General features: G+C 76.5%; 17 protein-coding genes. 12 read left to right on the plus strand and 5 right to left on the minus strand.

The window, feature by feature from the left end:
* The first annotated feature begins 12 nt into the window (after window positions 1-12).
* On the plus strand, window positions 13-189 hold the full coding sequence (locus ACI78S_RS15910) for a hypothetical protein (RefSeq protein ID WP_456975004.1): 177 nt from the start codon (window positions 13-15) through the stop codon (window positions 187-189).
* Window positions 186-767 carry a nucleotidyltransferase family protein gene (locus ACI78S_RS15915; protein ID WP_456975006.1) on the plus strand — a complete coding sequence of 194 codons (582 nt, stop codon included), beginning with the start codon at window positions 186-188 and terminating at the stop codon, window positions 765-767. The genes ACI78S_RS15910 and ACI78S_RS15915 overlap by 4 nt, the downstream gene beginning before the upstream one ends.
* A gap of 9 nt (window positions 768-776) precedes the next feature.
* Here the strand turns inward: ACI78S_RS15915 and ACI78S_RS15920 are convergent, their stop codons facing one another.
* Entirely contained in the window at window positions 777-1,040 is a 264-nt protein-coding gene (locus ACI78S_RS15920) for a hypothetical protein (RefSeq protein ID WP_456975008.1), read from the minus strand.
* 123 nt (window positions 1,041-1,163) lie between these two features.
* On the opposite strand from ACI78S_RS15920, the gene ACI78S_RS15925 reads away from it, so the two are divergent.
* The 3 genes from ACI78S_RS15925 (at window position 1,164) to ACI78S_RS15935 (ending at window position 5,069) form a co-directional block, all read left to right on the plus strand.
* Window positions 1,164-2,039 carry an endonuclease/exonuclease/phosphatase family protein gene (locus tag ACI78S_RS15925; protein WP_456975010.1) on the plus strand — a complete coding sequence of 292 codons (876 nt, stop codon included), beginning with the start codon at window positions 1,164-1,166 and terminating at the stop codon, window positions 2,037-2,039.
* 25 nt (window positions 2,040-2,064) lie between these two features.
* Window positions 2,065-2,703 (plus strand): imidazole glycerol phosphate synthase subunit HisH, encoded by a 639-nt coding sequence (gene hisH / locus ACI78S_RS15930; protein WP_456975012.1) that lies wholly within the window; start codon window positions 2,065-2,067, stop codon window positions 2,701-2,703.
* 68 nt (window positions 2,704-2,771) lie between these two features.
* The gene (locus tag ACI78S_RS15935; protein WP_456975014.1) at window positions 2,772-5,069 is read left to right on the plus strand and encodes a M20/M25/M40 family metallo-hydrolase; all 2,298 of its coding nucleotides are present in this window, start codon (window positions 2,772-2,774) and stop codon (window positions 5,067-5,069) included.
* A 15-nt stretch (window positions 5,070-5,084) separates the two neighbouring features.
* Here ACI78S_RS15935 and ACI78S_RS15940 read toward each other — a convergent pair whose 3' ends face one another.
* The 3 genes from ACI78S_RS15940 to ACI78S_RS15950 are packed head-to-tail and all read right to left on the minus strand — an operon-like array spanning window position 5,085 to window position 7,158.
* Entirely contained in the window at window positions 5,085-6,134 is a 1,050-nt protein-coding gene (locus ACI78S_RS15940; RefSeq protein ID WP_456975016.1) for a molybdopterin-dependent oxidoreductase, read from the minus strand.
* A gap of 23 nt (window positions 6,135-6,157) precedes the next feature.
* Window positions 6,158-6,535 (minus strand): DUF1707 SHOCT-like domain-containing protein, encoded by a 378-nt coding sequence (locus tag ACI78S_RS15945; RefSeq protein ID WP_456975018.1) that lies wholly within the window; start codon window positions 6,533-6,535, stop codon window positions 6,158-6,160.
* A 23-nt stretch (window positions 6,536-6,558) separates the two neighbouring features.
* The gene (locus tag ACI78S_RS15950) at window positions 6,559-7,158 is read right to left on the minus strand and encodes a nitroreductase family protein (RefSeq protein ID WP_456975020.1); all 600 of its coding nucleotides are present in this window, start codon (window positions 7,156-7,158) and stop codon (window positions 6,559-6,561) included.
* Between the two features lie 49 nt (window positions 7,159-7,207).
* Here ACI78S_RS15950 and priA point away from each other — a divergent pair, with 49 nt between their 5' ends.
* The 3 genes from priA to hisF all read left to right on the plus strand — a co-directional run bounded on the left by priA (window position 7,208) and on the right by hisF (window position 9,178).
* The gene (gene priA / locus ACI78S_RS15955) at window positions 7,208-7,933 is read left to right on the plus strand and encodes a bifunctional 1-(5-phosphoribosyl)-5-((5-phosphoribosylamino)methylideneamino)imidazole-4-carboxamide isomerase/phosphoribosylanthranilate isomerase PriA (RefSeq protein ID WP_456975022.1); all 726 of its coding nucleotides are present in this window, start codon (window positions 7,208-7,210) and stop codon (window positions 7,931-7,933) included.
* Window positions 7,930-8,322, plus strand: coding sequence for a RidA family protein (locus ACI78S_RS15960; RefSeq protein WP_456975024.1), 393 nt, complete (start codon window positions 7,930-7,932; stop codon window positions 8,320-8,322). Before priA ends, ACI78S_RS15960 begins: the two co-directional genes overlap by 4 nt.
* Before the next feature lie 76 nt (window positions 8,323-8,398).
* Window positions 8,399-9,178 carry an imidazole glycerol phosphate synthase subunit HisF gene (gene hisF, locus ACI78S_RS15965; RefSeq protein ID WP_456975026.1) on the plus strand — a complete coding sequence of 260 codons (780 nt, stop codon included), beginning with the start codon at window positions 8,399-8,401 and terminating at the stop codon, window positions 9,176-9,178.
* Window positions 9,179-9,181: 3 nt separating this feature from the next.
* Here hisF and ACI78S_RS15970 read toward each other — a convergent pair whose 3' ends face one another.
* The gene (locus ACI78S_RS15970) at window positions 9,182-9,790 is read right to left on the minus strand and encodes a TIGR03085 family metal-binding protein (RefSeq protein ID WP_456975028.1); all 609 of its coding nucleotides are present in this window, start codon (window positions 9,788-9,790) and stop codon (window positions 9,182-9,184) included.
* A 148-nt stretch (window positions 9,791-9,938) separates the two neighbouring features.
* Between ACI78S_RS15970 and ACI78S_RS15975 the strand changes: the two genes are divergently transcribed.
* The 4 genes from ACI78S_RS15975 to ACI78S_RS15990 are packed head-to-tail and all read left to right on the plus strand — an operon-like array spanning window position 9,939 to window position 14,520.
* A complete protein-coding gene (locus ACI78S_RS15975; RefSeq protein ID WP_456975030.1) occupies window positions 9,939-11,666 on the plus strand; it encodes an ABC transporter ATP-binding protein in 1,728 nt (575 codons plus the stop codon).
* The gene (locus ACI78S_RS15980) at window positions 11,663-13,477 is read left to right on the plus strand and encodes an ABC transporter ATP-binding protein (protein WP_456975032.1); all 1,815 of its coding nucleotides are present in this window, start codon (window positions 11,663-11,665) and stop codon (window positions 13,475-13,477) included. The genes ACI78S_RS15975 and ACI78S_RS15980 overlap by 4 nt, the downstream gene beginning before the upstream one ends.
* Window positions 13,478-13,516: 39 nt before the next feature.
* Window positions 13,517-13,969, plus strand: a complete 453-nt coding sequence (locus tag ACI78S_RS15985) for a hypothetical protein (protein ID WP_456975034.1) — start codon at window positions 13,517-13,519, stop codon at window positions 13,967-13,969.
* Between the two features lie 35 nt (window positions 13,970-14,004).
* On the plus strand, window positions 14,005-14,520 hold the full coding sequence (locus tag ACI78S_RS15990; protein WP_456975036.1) for a hypothetical protein: 516 nt from the start codon (window positions 14,005-14,007) through the stop codon (window positions 14,518-14,520).
* Window positions 14,521-14,529 lie beyond the last annotated feature (9 nt).

Raw genomic sequence — 14,529 nt, forward strand, 5'->3', positions numbered from 1 at the left:
GCACCCGACGACATGGACTCGGGCGTCCTGCTGCTGGTGCTCGGCGGCTTCCTGCTGGGGGCCTCCTGGAGCCTGTGGAAGCTGAACACCGACGAGCGCCCGCGCACCACGGCGCAGGCCGTGTTCGCGGTCGTCGTGCTGGTCGCCGCCCTGCTGGCGACGGCGTCGGGCATCCTGCGCCTGGTGTGAACGAGGAGCGCTTCCTCGGGATCGTCCTGGCCGACCCGGTGGTGCGTGCCGTCCTCGACCCGGCGCCGCGGCTCGGTCTGCAGGACGCGTGGCTCACCGCCGGCGTGCTCTTCCAGGCGGTGTGGAACTGCCTCACCGGGCGGCCGCCGGGGCACGGCGTCCGCGACGCCGACCTCTTCTACTTCGACGGGGACACGTCCTGGGACGCCGAGGACACCGTCATCCGCCGCGGCGCCGAGCTGTTCGCCGATGCGCCGGTGCCGGTCGAGATCCGCAACGAGGCCCGGGTGCACCTCTGGTACGAGGAGCGGTTCGGCGTCCCGGCCCGCCCGTTCGCCGGCTGCAAGGACGCGATCGACTCCTTCGCCGCGGTCTGCTGCGCGTACGGCATCCGGGTGGGCGGCGGGACGCCCGAGGTCTACGCGCCGTTCGGGTACGCGGACCTCTTCGACCTGGTGGTCCGCCCGAACCCGCGCCTGGCGCCCCGGCACGTGTACGAGCAGAAGGCGGCCCGCTGGCAGGCGTGCTGGCCCGAGCTCACCGTGCTGCCCTGGGAGCACGCAGGCGCTCCAGCGTGATCGACCACCTCACGGCGGCTCAGCCGGCACCAGCTGGGTGGCGGCGGCGTTGGAGAGCCGGCAGTGCCCGCGCAGCCACGCCTGTCCGGTGCGGGCGCCGTCGTGCTCGAACGACTGCCGGTTCTGCGCAACCCGCACCGTGCGCGACAGCTCGGCGTCGATCCGCGACCGCAGCGTGACCAGCTCCCGGGTGCGGTCGAGCAGTTCGCAGTCGGCCAGGGCATGCAGATCATCGGCGGCCATCGCGTCGAGCGCCGTCGTCAGCCCGTCCACCGAACACCTCCCCGCCTGGCCGTACAGCTGTTCGAGGTCTAGCGCCACACGAGCGGGCTCGCTCCCTGAATCCCCAGCTCAGCGACTTGTCCACCGGTTCCGGAGGTCGCTAGCGTGGTCGGCGTGGCGGAGGTACGAGCGCCCGGCAGCATCCGGGTCGCGACGGTGAACCTCTTCGCCCGGCACGGCGACTGGCAGCGCCGCCGCCATGCCCTGGCGCAGGCCCTGCGCGGCCTCGACGCCGACGTCCTCGCGCTGCAGGAAGCGGTCGTCGACGACGACGGGGACACCGCCCGCGAGCTGCTCGGCGACGGCTACCACCTCGTCCACCAGCGGCAGGGCCTCGTCGGCGACGGCAGCCACCGCGGCTCCTCGGTGGCCAGCCGGTGGTCGATCCGCGCCGTCCACGAGGTGGACCTGCACCTGACCGACCGCACGTGGGACTACGCCTGCGGCACCGTCCTGGCCGAGGTCGACAGCCCCGTCGGGCGGCTGCTCGTGGGCAGCCACGGTGCGTCGTGGGCGTGGTGGGCCGAGCGCGAGCGGGAGCTGCAGGCCGTCGCCGTCGCCCGGTGCGTCGAGGAGCTGGTGGGGGAGGAGCCGGCGCACGTCGTCCTCGGCGGCGACTTCAACGCCGAGCCGCACACCTCGAGCATGCGGTTCCTCACCGGGCGGACGTCCCTCCAGGGTCTCTCCACGGCCTACCGCGACGCCTGGGAGAGCGTGCACGGCGAGGCGCCCGGCTGGACGTTCGACCCGCGCAACCCGCTCACCGCCGTCGACGAGCCGGGGCTCGACCGCGGGCGGCGGATCGACCACGTCCTCATCCGCTGCGGCGACCACGGCCCGACGCTGCGCATCGTCGACGCCGGCCTGGCCGTGCACGAGCCGGTCGACGGCGTGCAGCCCAGCGACCACCACGGCGTCTACGCCGACCTCGCGCCCCGCGCGCGTGCGATGCCCGACACCTCCGCGGCCGGGAATCCCGCAGGCCGCTGAGCCGCTGCCACGTACCGTGGCAGGTGTGAAGAAGGTCGTCGTCCTCGACTACGGGTCGGGCAACCTCCGCAGCGCCGAGCGCGCGCTGGCCCGGGTGGGCGCCGACGTCACCGTGACCGCCGACGCCCGGGCCGCGCTGGACGCCGACGGCCTCGTGGTCCCCGGCGTGGGCGCCTTCGCCGCCTGCATGCAGGGGCTGCGCGCCGTCGACGGGCCGCGGGTCATCGGCCGCCGGCTGGCCGGCGGCCGTCCGGTGCTCGGCATCTGCGTCGGCATGCAGATCCTCTTCGAGCGCGGCGTCGAGCACGGGCACGACGCCGACGGCTGCGGCGAGTGGCCGGGCACCGTCGAGCAGCTCAAGGCCCCGGTGCTGCCGCACATGGGCTGGAACACCGTCGACGTGCCCGGCGGCAGCGTCCTGTTCGACGGGCTCGCCGACCAGCGCTTCTACTTCGTGCACTCCTACGGGGTCCGCGACTTCCCCCTCGGCACCGACGGGACGCCGAGCAGGATCGCGCCGCCGCTGGTCACCTGGGCCGAGCACGGCGACCGGTTCGTCGCCGGCGTGGAGAACGGCGCCCTCTCGGCGACCCAGTTCCACCCGGAGAAGAGCGGGGACGCCGGCGCGCAGCTGCTCACGAACTGGCTCGACACGCTGGACTGACGCCGGGCCGCGACCCGACGTGCACCTAGGGTGACGCCGACCTCGTCCCGGCCACCCTGGAGGCGCGCGTGCAGTCTGCTCCCGGACGGCGGCCCCTCGCCGGGCTCGTCGTCCTCGCGCTGCTGCTCGGCCTGGCCGTCTGGGCGGTCCTGTCCGTCCAGCCACCGGACCCGGCGCCCCGCGACGCCCCCGCCGACTCGTTCAGCGCGACCCGCGCCGCCGACCACGTCCAGCGGCTCGGCGCGCAGAACCACGTGGCCGGCAGCGCCGAGAACGCCGAGGTGGTCCGGTACCTGGTCGACACGCTCAGCGGCCTCGGGCTCGACACCCGGGTGCAGAACTCGGTGGGCGCCTGGCAGTCGCGCACCCACGGGGCGGGCATGGCGACGGTGCGCAACGTCGTCGCGGTGCTGCCGGGCAGCGACCCGACCGGCCGGCTCTTCCTCGTCGCCCACCACGACTCCGCCGAGGCCGGCCCCGGCGCCAGCGACGACGGCGCCGGCGTGGCGGCCCTGCTGGAGTCCGTCCGCGCGCTGACCGCCGGCCCGCAGCCGCGCAACGACGTCGTCGTCGTCCTCACCGACTCCGAGGAGGCGTGCCTCTGCGGCGCCGAGGCGTTCGCCGACTCGCACCCGCTCGCGCAGGGCGGGGTGGTGCTCAACTTCGAGGCCCGCGGCACCGGCGGCCCGCCGATCATGTTCGAGACCTCCGTGGGCAACGCCGGCCTGGCCGACGTGTACGCCGACGCCGTCCCGAACCCGGTCGCCACCAGCTTCGCCGTCGAGGTGTACCGGGCGCTGCCCAACGACACCGACTTCAGCCCGTTCCTCGCCGACGGCGGCTACACCGGCATGAACACCGCGTTCATCGACGGCGCCGCCGCCTACCACGGCCCGCAGGACACCCCCGACCGGCAGGACCCCGCCAGCCTGCAGGGGCTCGGGGAGGTGGCCCTCGGGCTCGCCCGCGACCTCGGCGACCGCGACCTGACCGCGCTGGCCGAGCCGGCCGACGGCGACGCCACCTACTTCCCGGTGCTCGGGCAGCTGGTGCGCTACCCGGGCTCGCTGGTCTGGCCGCTGGCGGTGGCCGCGCTCGCGGCGGTCGCGGTGCTGGTCGGGGTGAACGCCCGGCGGGGCCTCTCCCCGCTCGGCCGGACGGCCGCCGGGGCGGGGCTCGCGCTGCTCCCGCTGGCCCTGGCCCCGCTGGCCGTGCTGGCGCTGTGGCGGCTGCTGGTGCTCGTCCGACCGGGCTACTCGTCGATGCTCGACCCGTGGCGGCCCGGCTGGTACCGCGTGGCCACGGTCGCGCTCGTGCTGGCCGTGGTGCTCACCTGGTACGCGCTGCTGCGGCGGCGCATCGGGCCGGCCGCGCTGGTCGGCGGCGCGCTGGTCTGGTCGGCGGGGCTCGGCGCGGTGCTCGCCGCGCTGGCGCCGGGAGGGTCCTACCTGGCCACGCTGCCGGCCCTGGTCGGCGCGCTGGCCGCGCTGGTCACCGCCCCCGCGCTCCGCCCGGTCGCGGCGCTGGTGGCCGGCGCCGTCGCCGTGGTCGTCCTGGCCCCGACGGTGGCGATGTTCCTCCCGGCGCTCGGGCTGTCCGCGGCCGCGGCGCCGTCGGTGGTGACGACGATCGGCGCGCTCGCCCTGCTGCCCGCGTTCGAGCTGCTGTTCCCCGAGGGCCGCCGGCTCGGCGCCGTGGCGGTGCCCGGGGTCGCGGTCGTGGTCGCCGCCGCCTGCACCGCGGCGGGCCTGGTCGTGGACCGGTTCGACGAGCGCCACCCGGTGCCCACCCAGCTGGTGTACGTGCTCGACACCGACGCCGGCCAGGCCTGGTGGGCCTCGGCCGAGGCCGACCCCGGCGCCTACACCGACCTCTACATGGACGTGCGGCAGCCGCTGCCCGCCGAGTACCCGTACCTGCGCACGGAGGAGGACCTCTGGACCGGCGAGGCCGAGGTGGCCGACCTGCCGGCGCCCGCGGTCGAGACCGTCACCGACCGGGCCACCGGCGCCACCCGGGAGGTGACCGTGCGGGTGGTGCCGCAGCGCGAGGGGGTGCGGTTCGTCACCCTCGACCTGGACGCCGGCGGCGGCACCGTGGTCGCGGCCCGCGCCGAGGGGCGCGACGTGCCGGAGGAGGCGCTGGGGGAGTCGGCGCTGTGGCTGACCTTCCACGCCCTGCCGGCCGACGGGCTGGAGGTCACGATGACCGTCGAGGGCGGCGGTGCGCTGGACCTGCGCGTGATGGACGGCAGCAACGGCCTCGACGGGCTGCCCGGGTTCACGCCCCGCCCGGCCGGCGTCGACGCCGCGGGCTCGCACAGCTCCGACCTGGTGCTCGTCGCCGCGACGGTGCCGCTGGGCTGAGCGGCGGCCGGGAGGTCACTGCAGCGGGAACGGCGACTGCGCCCACCAAGGCCGGTCGACCACCTCGATGCGCGCCACCCACTTCACCCACCAGAACCCGCGCCGGCCGGGCGCCACCAGCCGCACCGGCGCGCCGTGGCCCGCCGACAGCGGCTCCCCGGCCGCCGAGGTCGCCAGCAGCAGCGCGCCGGCGTCGGAGAGCGGCAGCCGCCGCCGGTAGCCGGTGACCGAGACGACGTCGACGCTGCCGCCGTCGGGGAGGTCGCCGACGACGTCGGCCAGCAGCCGGTCCAGCCGCACGCCGGACCAGTCCTGGACGGCGTACCAGCCGCCGGTGCAGTCGAGGACGGCGCGCACCCGGTCGCCGCGGTCGAGCGCGCGCACCGGCACCCGCACCCGCCGGTCGCCGCGCACCACGACCAGCGCGTCGGCCGGCGTCCCGGGCACGGTGTCGCCGATCCACTGGGTGACCGGCATCGCGGCCGGGTCGAACGAGCCGCGCTCGTGCGAGCCGGTGGCCCGCCGGCCGGCCCCCGGCGCCCCGGTCAGCCGCAGCAGGCCCTCGCCGGCGCCCCACAGCGCGGCGGCGCCGAGCCCGAGGGCGCCGGCCTGCAGCAGCGCGCGCCGGCGGAGGTCGTCGGCGCGGAACCGCTGGCGCCGGCCCCGCACGTGCACCACCAGCACCGGCAGCAGGCAGATCGCCGCGCCGACGTGCACCTGCAGGGCGGAGATCCCGGCCGGCGCCGGCCAGGGGCCGGTGACCCCGACCGAGTGCAGCACCCCGCTGGCCACCGTGACGACGACGAGGAACGCCAGGAACAGCGCCGCGCCGGGCGCCCGCCGCTCGCGGGGCAGCCGCCACGCCCGCCGGACGACGACGGCCTTCCACGGCACGAGCAGCAGCAGCCCGAGCCCGGCGGCGCCGTGGACGGCGACGACCACCGCGGCCGGCCCCGTCGTCCCCACCCCGTAGGCGAGCACCCCCGACCCGGCGGCGACCACCAGCAGGGTCAGCAGCCCCAGGTTGGTGCGCCGCCCGGCGCGGCGGGGGAGGCGGACGGCCACCCGGGCAGTGTGCGCCGCTCAGCTCACCCGTGGCCCCGCCAGCGGTGCTGGCGCAGCAGCAGGAAGCCCAGGACCAGCGGCAGGACCGGCGGCACGCCGGCGGCCACCGCGGCCACCGACCACATCGCGATCAGCACGAGCAGCAGCTGGACCACGGCGGGTTGCCGCCACGCCGGGGCGGGCCGGCGGGGGACCGGAGCCCGCTCGACCGCCGGGGGCGGGTCGGGCGGCAGGTCGGCGGTCAGCGCCGGGAGCTCGTCGAGGTGGACGGCCGCGTAGGCGGCGGCCACCCGCTCGTCGAACTCCGCGACGGTCAGCCGCCCCTCGCCCAGGTGCCGGCCGAGGCGTTCGACGACCCGGGAGCGGTCGGCGTCGCCAGCACGGATCCGCGGTGCCTCCATGGCAGGGCAACGCGCCGGCGGGGTCACCAGTGCCCGCGGTGCACCACCTCGTCCAGACCCCGGCGGCCGCGGCGCAGCGACGGCGACCGGCGGTCCTGCGCGCCGGGGTAGCCGACCGAGACGCAGCCGACGGGCCGGTACGCCTCCGGGACGCCGAACGCCTCCCGGAACGACGGGATCCGCTCGGGCGGGATGCCGAAGAAGCAGGCACCGAGCCCCTCGTCGACGGCGGTCAGCAGCACGAGCAGCGCGGCCATGCCGGTGTCGACGTCCCAGTAGGGGACCGGCCAGCGGGCCTCGTCGCGGTCGGTCCAGCCCTTGTCGGGTTCGGCGTAGCGGTCGAGGTAGGCGGCCTTGTGCGACAGCGGGACGACCAGCAGCGGGGCCCGGCGCATGCGGGTCAGCCAGGCGTCGGGCGCACCGGGTCCGGTCGTCGCCGCCCAGAACCGCTCCCGTTCCTCGGGCGACTCCAGCACGAGGAACGCCCAGCCCTGGCTGAACCCGGCCGACGGCGCCCGGATCGCGTGCTCGAGCAGCCGCTCGCGGACCTCCGGCGGCACCGGCCGGTCGGGGTCGTAGTCGCGCACCATGCGCCGGCGGCGGACCACCTCGGCGAACTCCACGCACCTCACCCTGCCAGGCGCCGATCGGCCGCCTCCTACCCTTGTCGCCGTGCCGAAGCTGCAGCTGCTCCCCGCCGTCGACGTCGCCGACGGCCAGGCCGTGCGCCTGGTCCAGGGCGAGGCCGGCAGCGAGACCTCCTACGGCGACCCGCTCGAGGCGGCGCTGACCTGGCAGCGCGACGGCGCCGAGTGGGTGCACCTGGTCGACCTCGACGCCGCCTTCGGCCGGGGCTCCAACCGCGAGCTGCTCGCACGCGTCGTCGGCGAGCTGGACGTCGACGTCGAGCTCTCCGGCGGCATCCGCGACGACGAGTCGCTGGCCGCGGCCCTGGCCACCGGCTGCCGCCGGGTCAACCTCGGCACCGCGGCGCTGGAGTCGCCGGAGTGGTGCGCGGAGGCGATCGCCGAGCACGGCGACCGCATCGCGGTCGGGCTCGACGTGCGCGGCACCCGGCTGGCCGCCCGCGGCTGGACCCGCGAGGGCGGCGAGCTCTACGAGACCCTCGCCCGGCTCGACGCCGAGGGCTGCGCCCGCTACGTGGTCACCGACATCACCAAGGACGGCACCCTGCGCGGGCCCAACCTCGACCTGCTGCGCGAGGTGTGCGCCGCCACCGACCGGCCGGTGGTCGCCTCCGGCGGGATCAGCTCGCTCGACGACATCCGCGCGCTGGCCGGCCTGACCGCGGTCGGCGTCGAGGGCGCGATCGTGGGCAAGGCGCTCTACGCCGGCGCGTTCACGCTGCCCGAGGCGCTGGCGGTGGCGTCGTCGTGACCGTGCTCCGGTTCGGCTCGGACACGCCCTGGGAGTCGGTCGTCGGCTACAGCCGCGTCGTCGTCCGCGGCGACACGGCGTGGGTCAGCGGGACGACGGCGACGGTCGACGGCGCCGTCGTCGCCCCCGGGGACGCCTACGCGCAGACGAGGCAGGCGATCGCCAACCTCTCGGCGGCGCTGGAGCGGGCCGGGTTCGCGCTGGCCGACGTCGTGCGCACCCGGATGTTCGTCACCGACATCTCCCGGTGGGAGGAGGTCGGCCGGGCGCACGGCGAGGCGTTCGGCGACATCCGCCCGGCCACCTCGATGGTGCAGGTGGCCGCCCTGATCGACCCCGCGATGCTGGTCGAGATCGAGGCCGACGCTGTGCGGGAGGGGGCGGCATGACGAGCGAGCGTGCGAGCTCGTCCGGGGGCACGGCCCGGAGGCGAACGACGGCGACGAGCGCCAGCGAGGAGTTGTCGTGAGCCTGGCCGTGCGGGTCATCCCGTGCCTGGACGTCGACGCCGGCCGGGTGGTCAAGGGGGTCAACTTCGTCAACCTGCGCGACGCCGGCGACCCGGTGGAGATGGCCCGCGTCTACGACGCCGAGGGCGCCGACGAGCTGACCTTCCTCGACATCACGGCCAGCTCCGGCGACCGCGAGACCACCTACGACGTCGTCCGGCGGACGGCGGAGAGCGTCTTCATCCCGCTCACCGTGGGCGGCGGGGTGCGGTCGGTGGCCGACGTCGACCGGCTGCTGCGCGCCGGCGCCGACAAGGTCGCCGTCAACACCGCCGCGGTCGCCCGGCCCGAGCTGATCGCCGAGATCGCCGACCGCTTCGGCAACCAGGTGCTGGTGCTCTCCCTCGACGCCCGGCGGGTGCGCGACGGCGCGGTCACCGACTCCGGCTTCGAGATCACCACCCACGGCGGGCGGCGCGGCACCGGCCGGGACGCCGTCGAGTGGGTGGTGCAGGCCGCCGGGCTCGGCGTCGGCGAGGTGCTGCTGAACTCGATGGACGCCGACGGCACCCGCGCCGGCTTCGACGTCGAGCTGATCCGGGCGGTGCGCCGCGAGGTGGCCGTGCCGGTGATCGCCAGCGGGGGAGCGGGCGCGGTCGAGCACTTCCCGCCGGCGGTCGAGGCGGGCGCCGACGCCGTCCTGGCCGCGAGCGTCTTCCACTTCGGCACGTTGCGCATCGGCGACGTCAAGGCCGGGCTGGCCGCCGCGGGCGTCCCCGTGCGCGCCGGGGCCTGAGGGTCACCCCACCGCGACGCGGGCGACGTCCCTGCGGCCGCTGATCCAGAGCAGCAGCTCCAGCGGTTCGCCGGTGAGCACCGTGCGCCGCTCGCCGGAGCCGAGCCGCTTCTCCCGGCCGGGGACGTCGGCGCGGCGCAGCACCAGCGTGCGGCCCCGGCCGGCGGCCTGCCGGCCGAGGACGACGACGGCCCGCCACAGCTGGTCCTGGTCGGCCCGGGGCAGCCGGCGCGGCGTCCAGCCGGGCCGCGCCCGCCGGACGTCCTCGTGGTGGATGACGAACTCGGTGGTGTTGAGCAGCCGCCCCACACCCGGCCAGCCCAGGGGCAGCCACGCCGCCGGCCCCGAGCGGACCTGCGCCACCACGTCCTCGTAGCCGGTCGAGGCGCGCAGCCGGTCCTCCAGCCGGTGGCCCCACGCCCCGAGCGCCGGGTGGAGCCGCTCCAGCCCGTAGCCGGGCAGCGCGTCGGGCCGGCGGTCACGGACGGCGAGGTGGGCGGCGAGGTGCGCCGTGGTCCAGCCCGCGCAGCAGGTCGGCGCGTCCGGCCCCAGCGTCGCGAGCAGCTCGGCCAGGTCGGCGCGCTCGCGGTCGGCCAGGGAAGAGCGGGTCATCCCGCCACGTTAGCCACCGTTGCCGGTGCGGCGCCGTCGGGCGTTTAGCGCACCTAACGACCGCGTAGAGTCCGGGGTACCGCCCCCGCCCGACCCGAGGAGAGCTGTGCCCCGCCGAGACGCCGTGGTGCGGCGCGGACTGCGTCACGTGGGGCGCGCCGTCCGCGAGCAGCGCGGGATGTTCGTCCTCGCCCTGCTCGGCAGCAGCCTCTACGCGGCGATGACCGTCGCCAGCGCCTACGTGATCGGCGAGATCACCGACCGCGTCGTCCTCCCCGCCTTCCGCGAGGGGCGGACGACGGCCGGCGCGCTGATCCTGGCCGCGGTCGTCATCCTCGCCGTCGCGGTCCTCAAGGTCCTCGGCATCCTCGGCCGCCGGCTGTTCGCCGGGGTCATGCAGTACCGGCTGCAGGCCGAGTACCGCCGCCGGGTCACCGGCCAGTACCTGCGCCTGCCCCTGGCGTGGCACCAGCGGCACCCCACCGGGCAGCTGCTGTCCAACGCCAACTCCGACGTCGAGAGCGCCTGGTTCTTCGTCGCGCCGCTGCCCTTCGCCTGCGGCGCGCTGGTGATGATCGGCATCACCGTGACGGCGCTGGTGCTCACCGACCCCCTGATCGCGCTGGTCGGCCTGGTCGTCTTCCCGCTGGTCTTCCTCAGCAACGTCGTCTACTCGCAGGTGATGAGCCCGAAGATGCAGCGGGCCCAGCAGCTGCGCGCCGAGGTGAGCGAGATCGCCCACGAGAGCTTCGACGCCGCCCTGGTGGTGAAGACCCTCGGCCGCGAGGACACCGAGACCGCGCGCTTCCGGGAGCGCGCCGAGGAGCTGCGCGACGGCCTGGTCGACGTCGGCCGGGTGCGCGGCCTGTTCGACCCGCTGCTCGAGGCGCTGCCCAACCTGGGCATCCTGGCGATCCTGCTGGTCGGCGCGACCCGGGTGGCCGACGGTTCCACCGACGCCGGCGACCTGGTCTCGATCGCCTACCTGTTCAGCCTGCTCACGCTGCCCATCCGCGCGATCGGCTGGGTGCTCGCCGACCTGCCCCGGGCGCTGGCCGGCTTCGACCGGGTCACCCCGGTGCTCGAGGCCACCGGCGAGACGCCGCACGGGCCGGAGGCCGCGCCCACCGGCACCGGCGGCGCGGCGCTGGGCGTGCGCGGCGTGGACTTCTCCTTCGACGGCGCGCACCGGCGGACCCTCGCCGGCGTCACCTTCGACGTGCCGGCGGGCTCCACGCTCGCCGTCGTCGGCCCGACCGGCTCGGGCAAGTCCACGCTGGCCGGGCTGCTGGTCCGGCTGGTCGACCCGGCCGACGGGCACGTGCTGCTCGACGGCGTCGACCTGCGCCGCCTGCGCGAGGGCGAGGTCAGCGGCCAGGCGGCGTTCGTGCCGCAGGGCACCTTCCTCTTCGACGACACCGTGCGCGGCAACGTCACCCTCGGCGGCGACTTCACCGACGACGAGGTGTGGGCGGCGCTGCGCACCGCCGCGGCCGACGAGTTCGTCGCCGCGCTGCCCGAGGGCCTCGACACCCGGGTCGGCGAGCGCGGCGCCTCGCTGTCGGGCGGCCAGCGGCAGCGGCTCGCCCTGGCCCGCGCCGTCGTCCGCCGGCCCCGGCTGCTCGTCCTCGACGACGCCACCAGCGCCGTCGACCCGGCCGTCGAGCAGCGCATCCTCGACGCGCTGCGGGCCACCGACCCGCCGTCGACGGTGGTGGTCGTCGCCTACCGGCAGGCCACCATCGCCCTCGCCGACGAGGTGGTCTGGCTCGAGCACGGCCGGGTGACCGCCCGCGGCACCCACGAGGAGCTGCTGGAGACCGTCCCGGGCTACGCCGCGCTGGTCCGCGCCTACCAGGAGGCGGCCGCCGCATGAGCGAGATCGAGCTGCCCGCCGACCGGCGGGAGGAGGGCGCCTTCGCCACGCTCCGCCGCGGCCTGCGGATGATGCCGGAGTTCCGCCGCGGCCTGCCGCTGACGTTCCTGCTCGCGCTGATCGCGACCGCCGGACGGGTGGTCGTGCCGATCGCCGTCCAGCAGACCATCGACGAGGGCCTGAGCGGGCCCGGCGGCCCCGACCTCGACCTCGTCCGCGACCTGGTGGTCGTCTGCGCGGTCGTCGTCCTGCTCACCGCCGTCGCCGTCTACCGGATGAACGTCCGGCTGTTCCGGACGACGGAGACGGCGCTGGCCGGGCTGCGCGTCCGGGCGTTCCGGCACGTGCACGACCTGTCGGTGCTGCACCAGCAGGGCCAGCGGCGCGGCTCGCTGGTCTCCCGCGTGACCAGCGACGTCGACCAGCTGTCGGTGTTCATGCAGTGGGGCGGCGTCCTCGGGGTCATCAGCGTCGGCCAGCTGACCGTCGCGATCGTGGTCATGGCCGTCTACTCCTGGCAGCTGACGCTGCTGGTGCTGGCCTGCTTCGTGCCGCTGGCCTTCGCGATCCGGTACTTCGCCCGCCGGCTCGCCACGGTCTACGGCGTGGTCCGCGAGCGGGTCGGCGACGTGCTGGCCGCGGTGTCGGAGTCCGTCGTCGGCGCCCCGACCGTCCGCGCCTACGGGGTGCGGGAGCGCACCGCCGCGCGCATCGACCGGGCCATCCACCGGCACTACCGCGCCTCGGTCAAGGCCCAGCGCACCACCGCCGCCGTCTTCGTCACCGGCGAGCTGGCCGCGGCCGTCGCCAACGCCGCGGTCGTCGTCGTCGGCGTGCTGCTGGGCCTGGCCGGCGACATCACGGCCGGCACCCTCGTCGCCTTCCTCTTCCTCGTCACCCTCTTCGTCGCGCCGGTGCAGACCGCCAGCGAGGTGCTCAACGAGGCGCAGAACGCCCTCGCCGGGTTCCGCCGGGTCCTCGACGTGCTCGACACCGAGCCCGACGTCCGCGACCCGGCGCTCGACGGCGCCGGCCGGCAGCTGCCCGAGGGACCGCTGTCGGTCCGCTTCGAGCACGTCACCTTCCGCTACGCCCCGGGCGCGCCCAAGGCCCTCGACGACGTCGACCTCGAGATCGCCCCGCGCACCCGCGTGGCGATCGTCGGCGAGACCGGCTCGGGCAAGACCACGTTCGCCAAGCTGGTCACCCGGCTGATGGACCCGGTCGAGGGCCGGGTGCTGCTGGGCGGTGTGCCCCTGCGCGAGGTCGCCTTCGCGTCGCTGCGCGAGCGGGTGGTCATGGTGCCGCAGGACGGCTTCCTCTTCGACGCCACCGTGGCCGACAACGTGCGCTACGGCCGCCCCGGCATGACCGACGAGCACGTGGCCGCCGCCTTCGACGAGCTGGGCCTCGGCGCCTGGGTCGAGGGCCTCGCCGACGGCGTCGCCACCCCGGTCGGCCAGCGCGGCGAGGCGCTCTCGGCGGGGGAGCGGCAGCTGGTCGCCGTCGCCCGCGCCTACGTCGCCGACCCCGACCTGCTGGTGCTCGACGAGGCCACCAGCGCGGTCGACCCGGCCACCGAGCAGCGGCTCACCCGCGCCCTCGACACGCTCACCGCCGGCCGGACGACGCTGACCATCGCCCACCGGCTCTCCACCGCCGAGCGCGCCGACGAGGTGCTGGTGGTCGACGCCGGCCGGGTCGTCCAGCGCGGCACCCACGAGGAGCTGGTCGGCGCCGAGGGCCCCTACGCCCGGCTGCACGCCTCCTGGCGGCGGTCGTCGGCCGGCGAGCCCGAGCGGGTCGGCTGAGCTGTGGTCGCGGCCGCACGCCGGCCGTAGGCTGCCCCCGTGCCCGAGGCCAGCGACCCGCAGCGCCGCCCGCCCGTGGCGGCGGCGACCGCCGCGGTCCTCGCGCTGCCCGGCGCGTTCATCACCCTGGCCCTGGGCAGCGCCGCGCTGAGCATCGCCGGCGGCACGGGCGACGACGCGGGCCAGTGGATGGTCCTGGTGCTCACCATCGGGTGGACGGGGGCGCTGCTGGTGGGCGCGGTGCGCCTGCTGCTGGGCCGCTCCTGGCTGGGCCTGGCCGTGCCGGCCGCGCTCCTGGCGGTGCTCATGACCGCCGGCCTCGCCCAGGGCGGGTTCGGCGGCGGCTTCTCCTGGTTCCACGGCTTCGCCTGGCTGGTCGGCGCGGTCACCACCGTGCTGGCCGTGCTGCCGCAGGTCCGGCACTGGGTCGCCCGGCGGCGGCGGCAGAAGCTGTTCCCCGGGTCCGTCCAGCCGTCGTCCAGCCGGCCGTGACCGGCTGAGCAGCTCACCGCCCTACCCTGTCGGCCATGCCGCCCAGCTCCTCGCGCTCCCGGGTGGCGCCGCGCCGCTCGCCGCGCTCGGCGCCGCTCGGCCGCCCCGCCGCCCCCGTCGCGCCGGTGCGCCCCCAGGAGGCGCCGTTCGCCGCCGTCTTCGGCGTCCTGGTCGCCGCCGAGCACCTGTGGCTCGCCTGGCTGCTGCGCGACCCCGAGGTCCTCGACTGGTACGTCGCCGTGCCGGTCGTGCTGGCCGCGGTGGCGCTGGTCGGGGCGGTGCTCGTCGTCGTCGGCCGCGGCCGGGGCTGGCTGGTGCTCACCGCCGCCTCCGTCGTCCTGCTGCTGGGCCTGCTGGGCCTCGTGGTCCTCTTCGGCGCGCTCGGCGGGGGCGCGGCGCTCTGGCAGGCGCTGCTGCTGCTCGTCGGCCCCGTCGGGTGCCTGGCGCTCACCCTGCGCCGCCCGGTCCGGCAGTGGAGCGGCAGCCGCCGGGCGCCGGATCGGGCGAGTCGCGCTCCGGGGGGACGGCGGGAGGGCCGCCGTTCCCGCTAGCGTCCCGGG

Source organism: Geodermatophilus sp. SYSU D00815 (assembly GCF_054050035.1).

Excerpts from the sequence above, each read along its gene's own strand:
- ACI78S_RS15910 (WP_456975004.1), top strand. The coding sequence starts at position 13 with ATGGACTCGGGCGTCCTGCTGCTGGTGCTCGGCGGCTTCCTGCTGGGG.
- ACI78S_RS15945 (WP_456975018.1), bottom strand. The coding sequence starts at position 6,535 with ATGGAGGCACCGCGGATCCGTGCTGGCGACGCCGACCGCTCCCGGGTC.
- ACI78S_RS15970 (WP_456975028.1), bottom strand. The coding sequence starts at position 9,790 with ATGACCCGCTCTTCCCTGGCCGACCGCGAGCGCGCCGACCTGGCCGAG.
- ACI78S_RS15980 (WP_456975032.1), top strand. The coding sequence starts at position 11,663 with ATGAGCGAGATCGAGCTGCCCGCCGACCGGCGGGAGGAGGGCGCCTTC.
- ACI78S_RS15990 (WP_456975036.1), top strand. The coding sequence starts at position 14,005 with ATGCCGCCCAGCTCCTCGCGCTCCCGGGTGGCGCCGCGCCGCTCGCCG.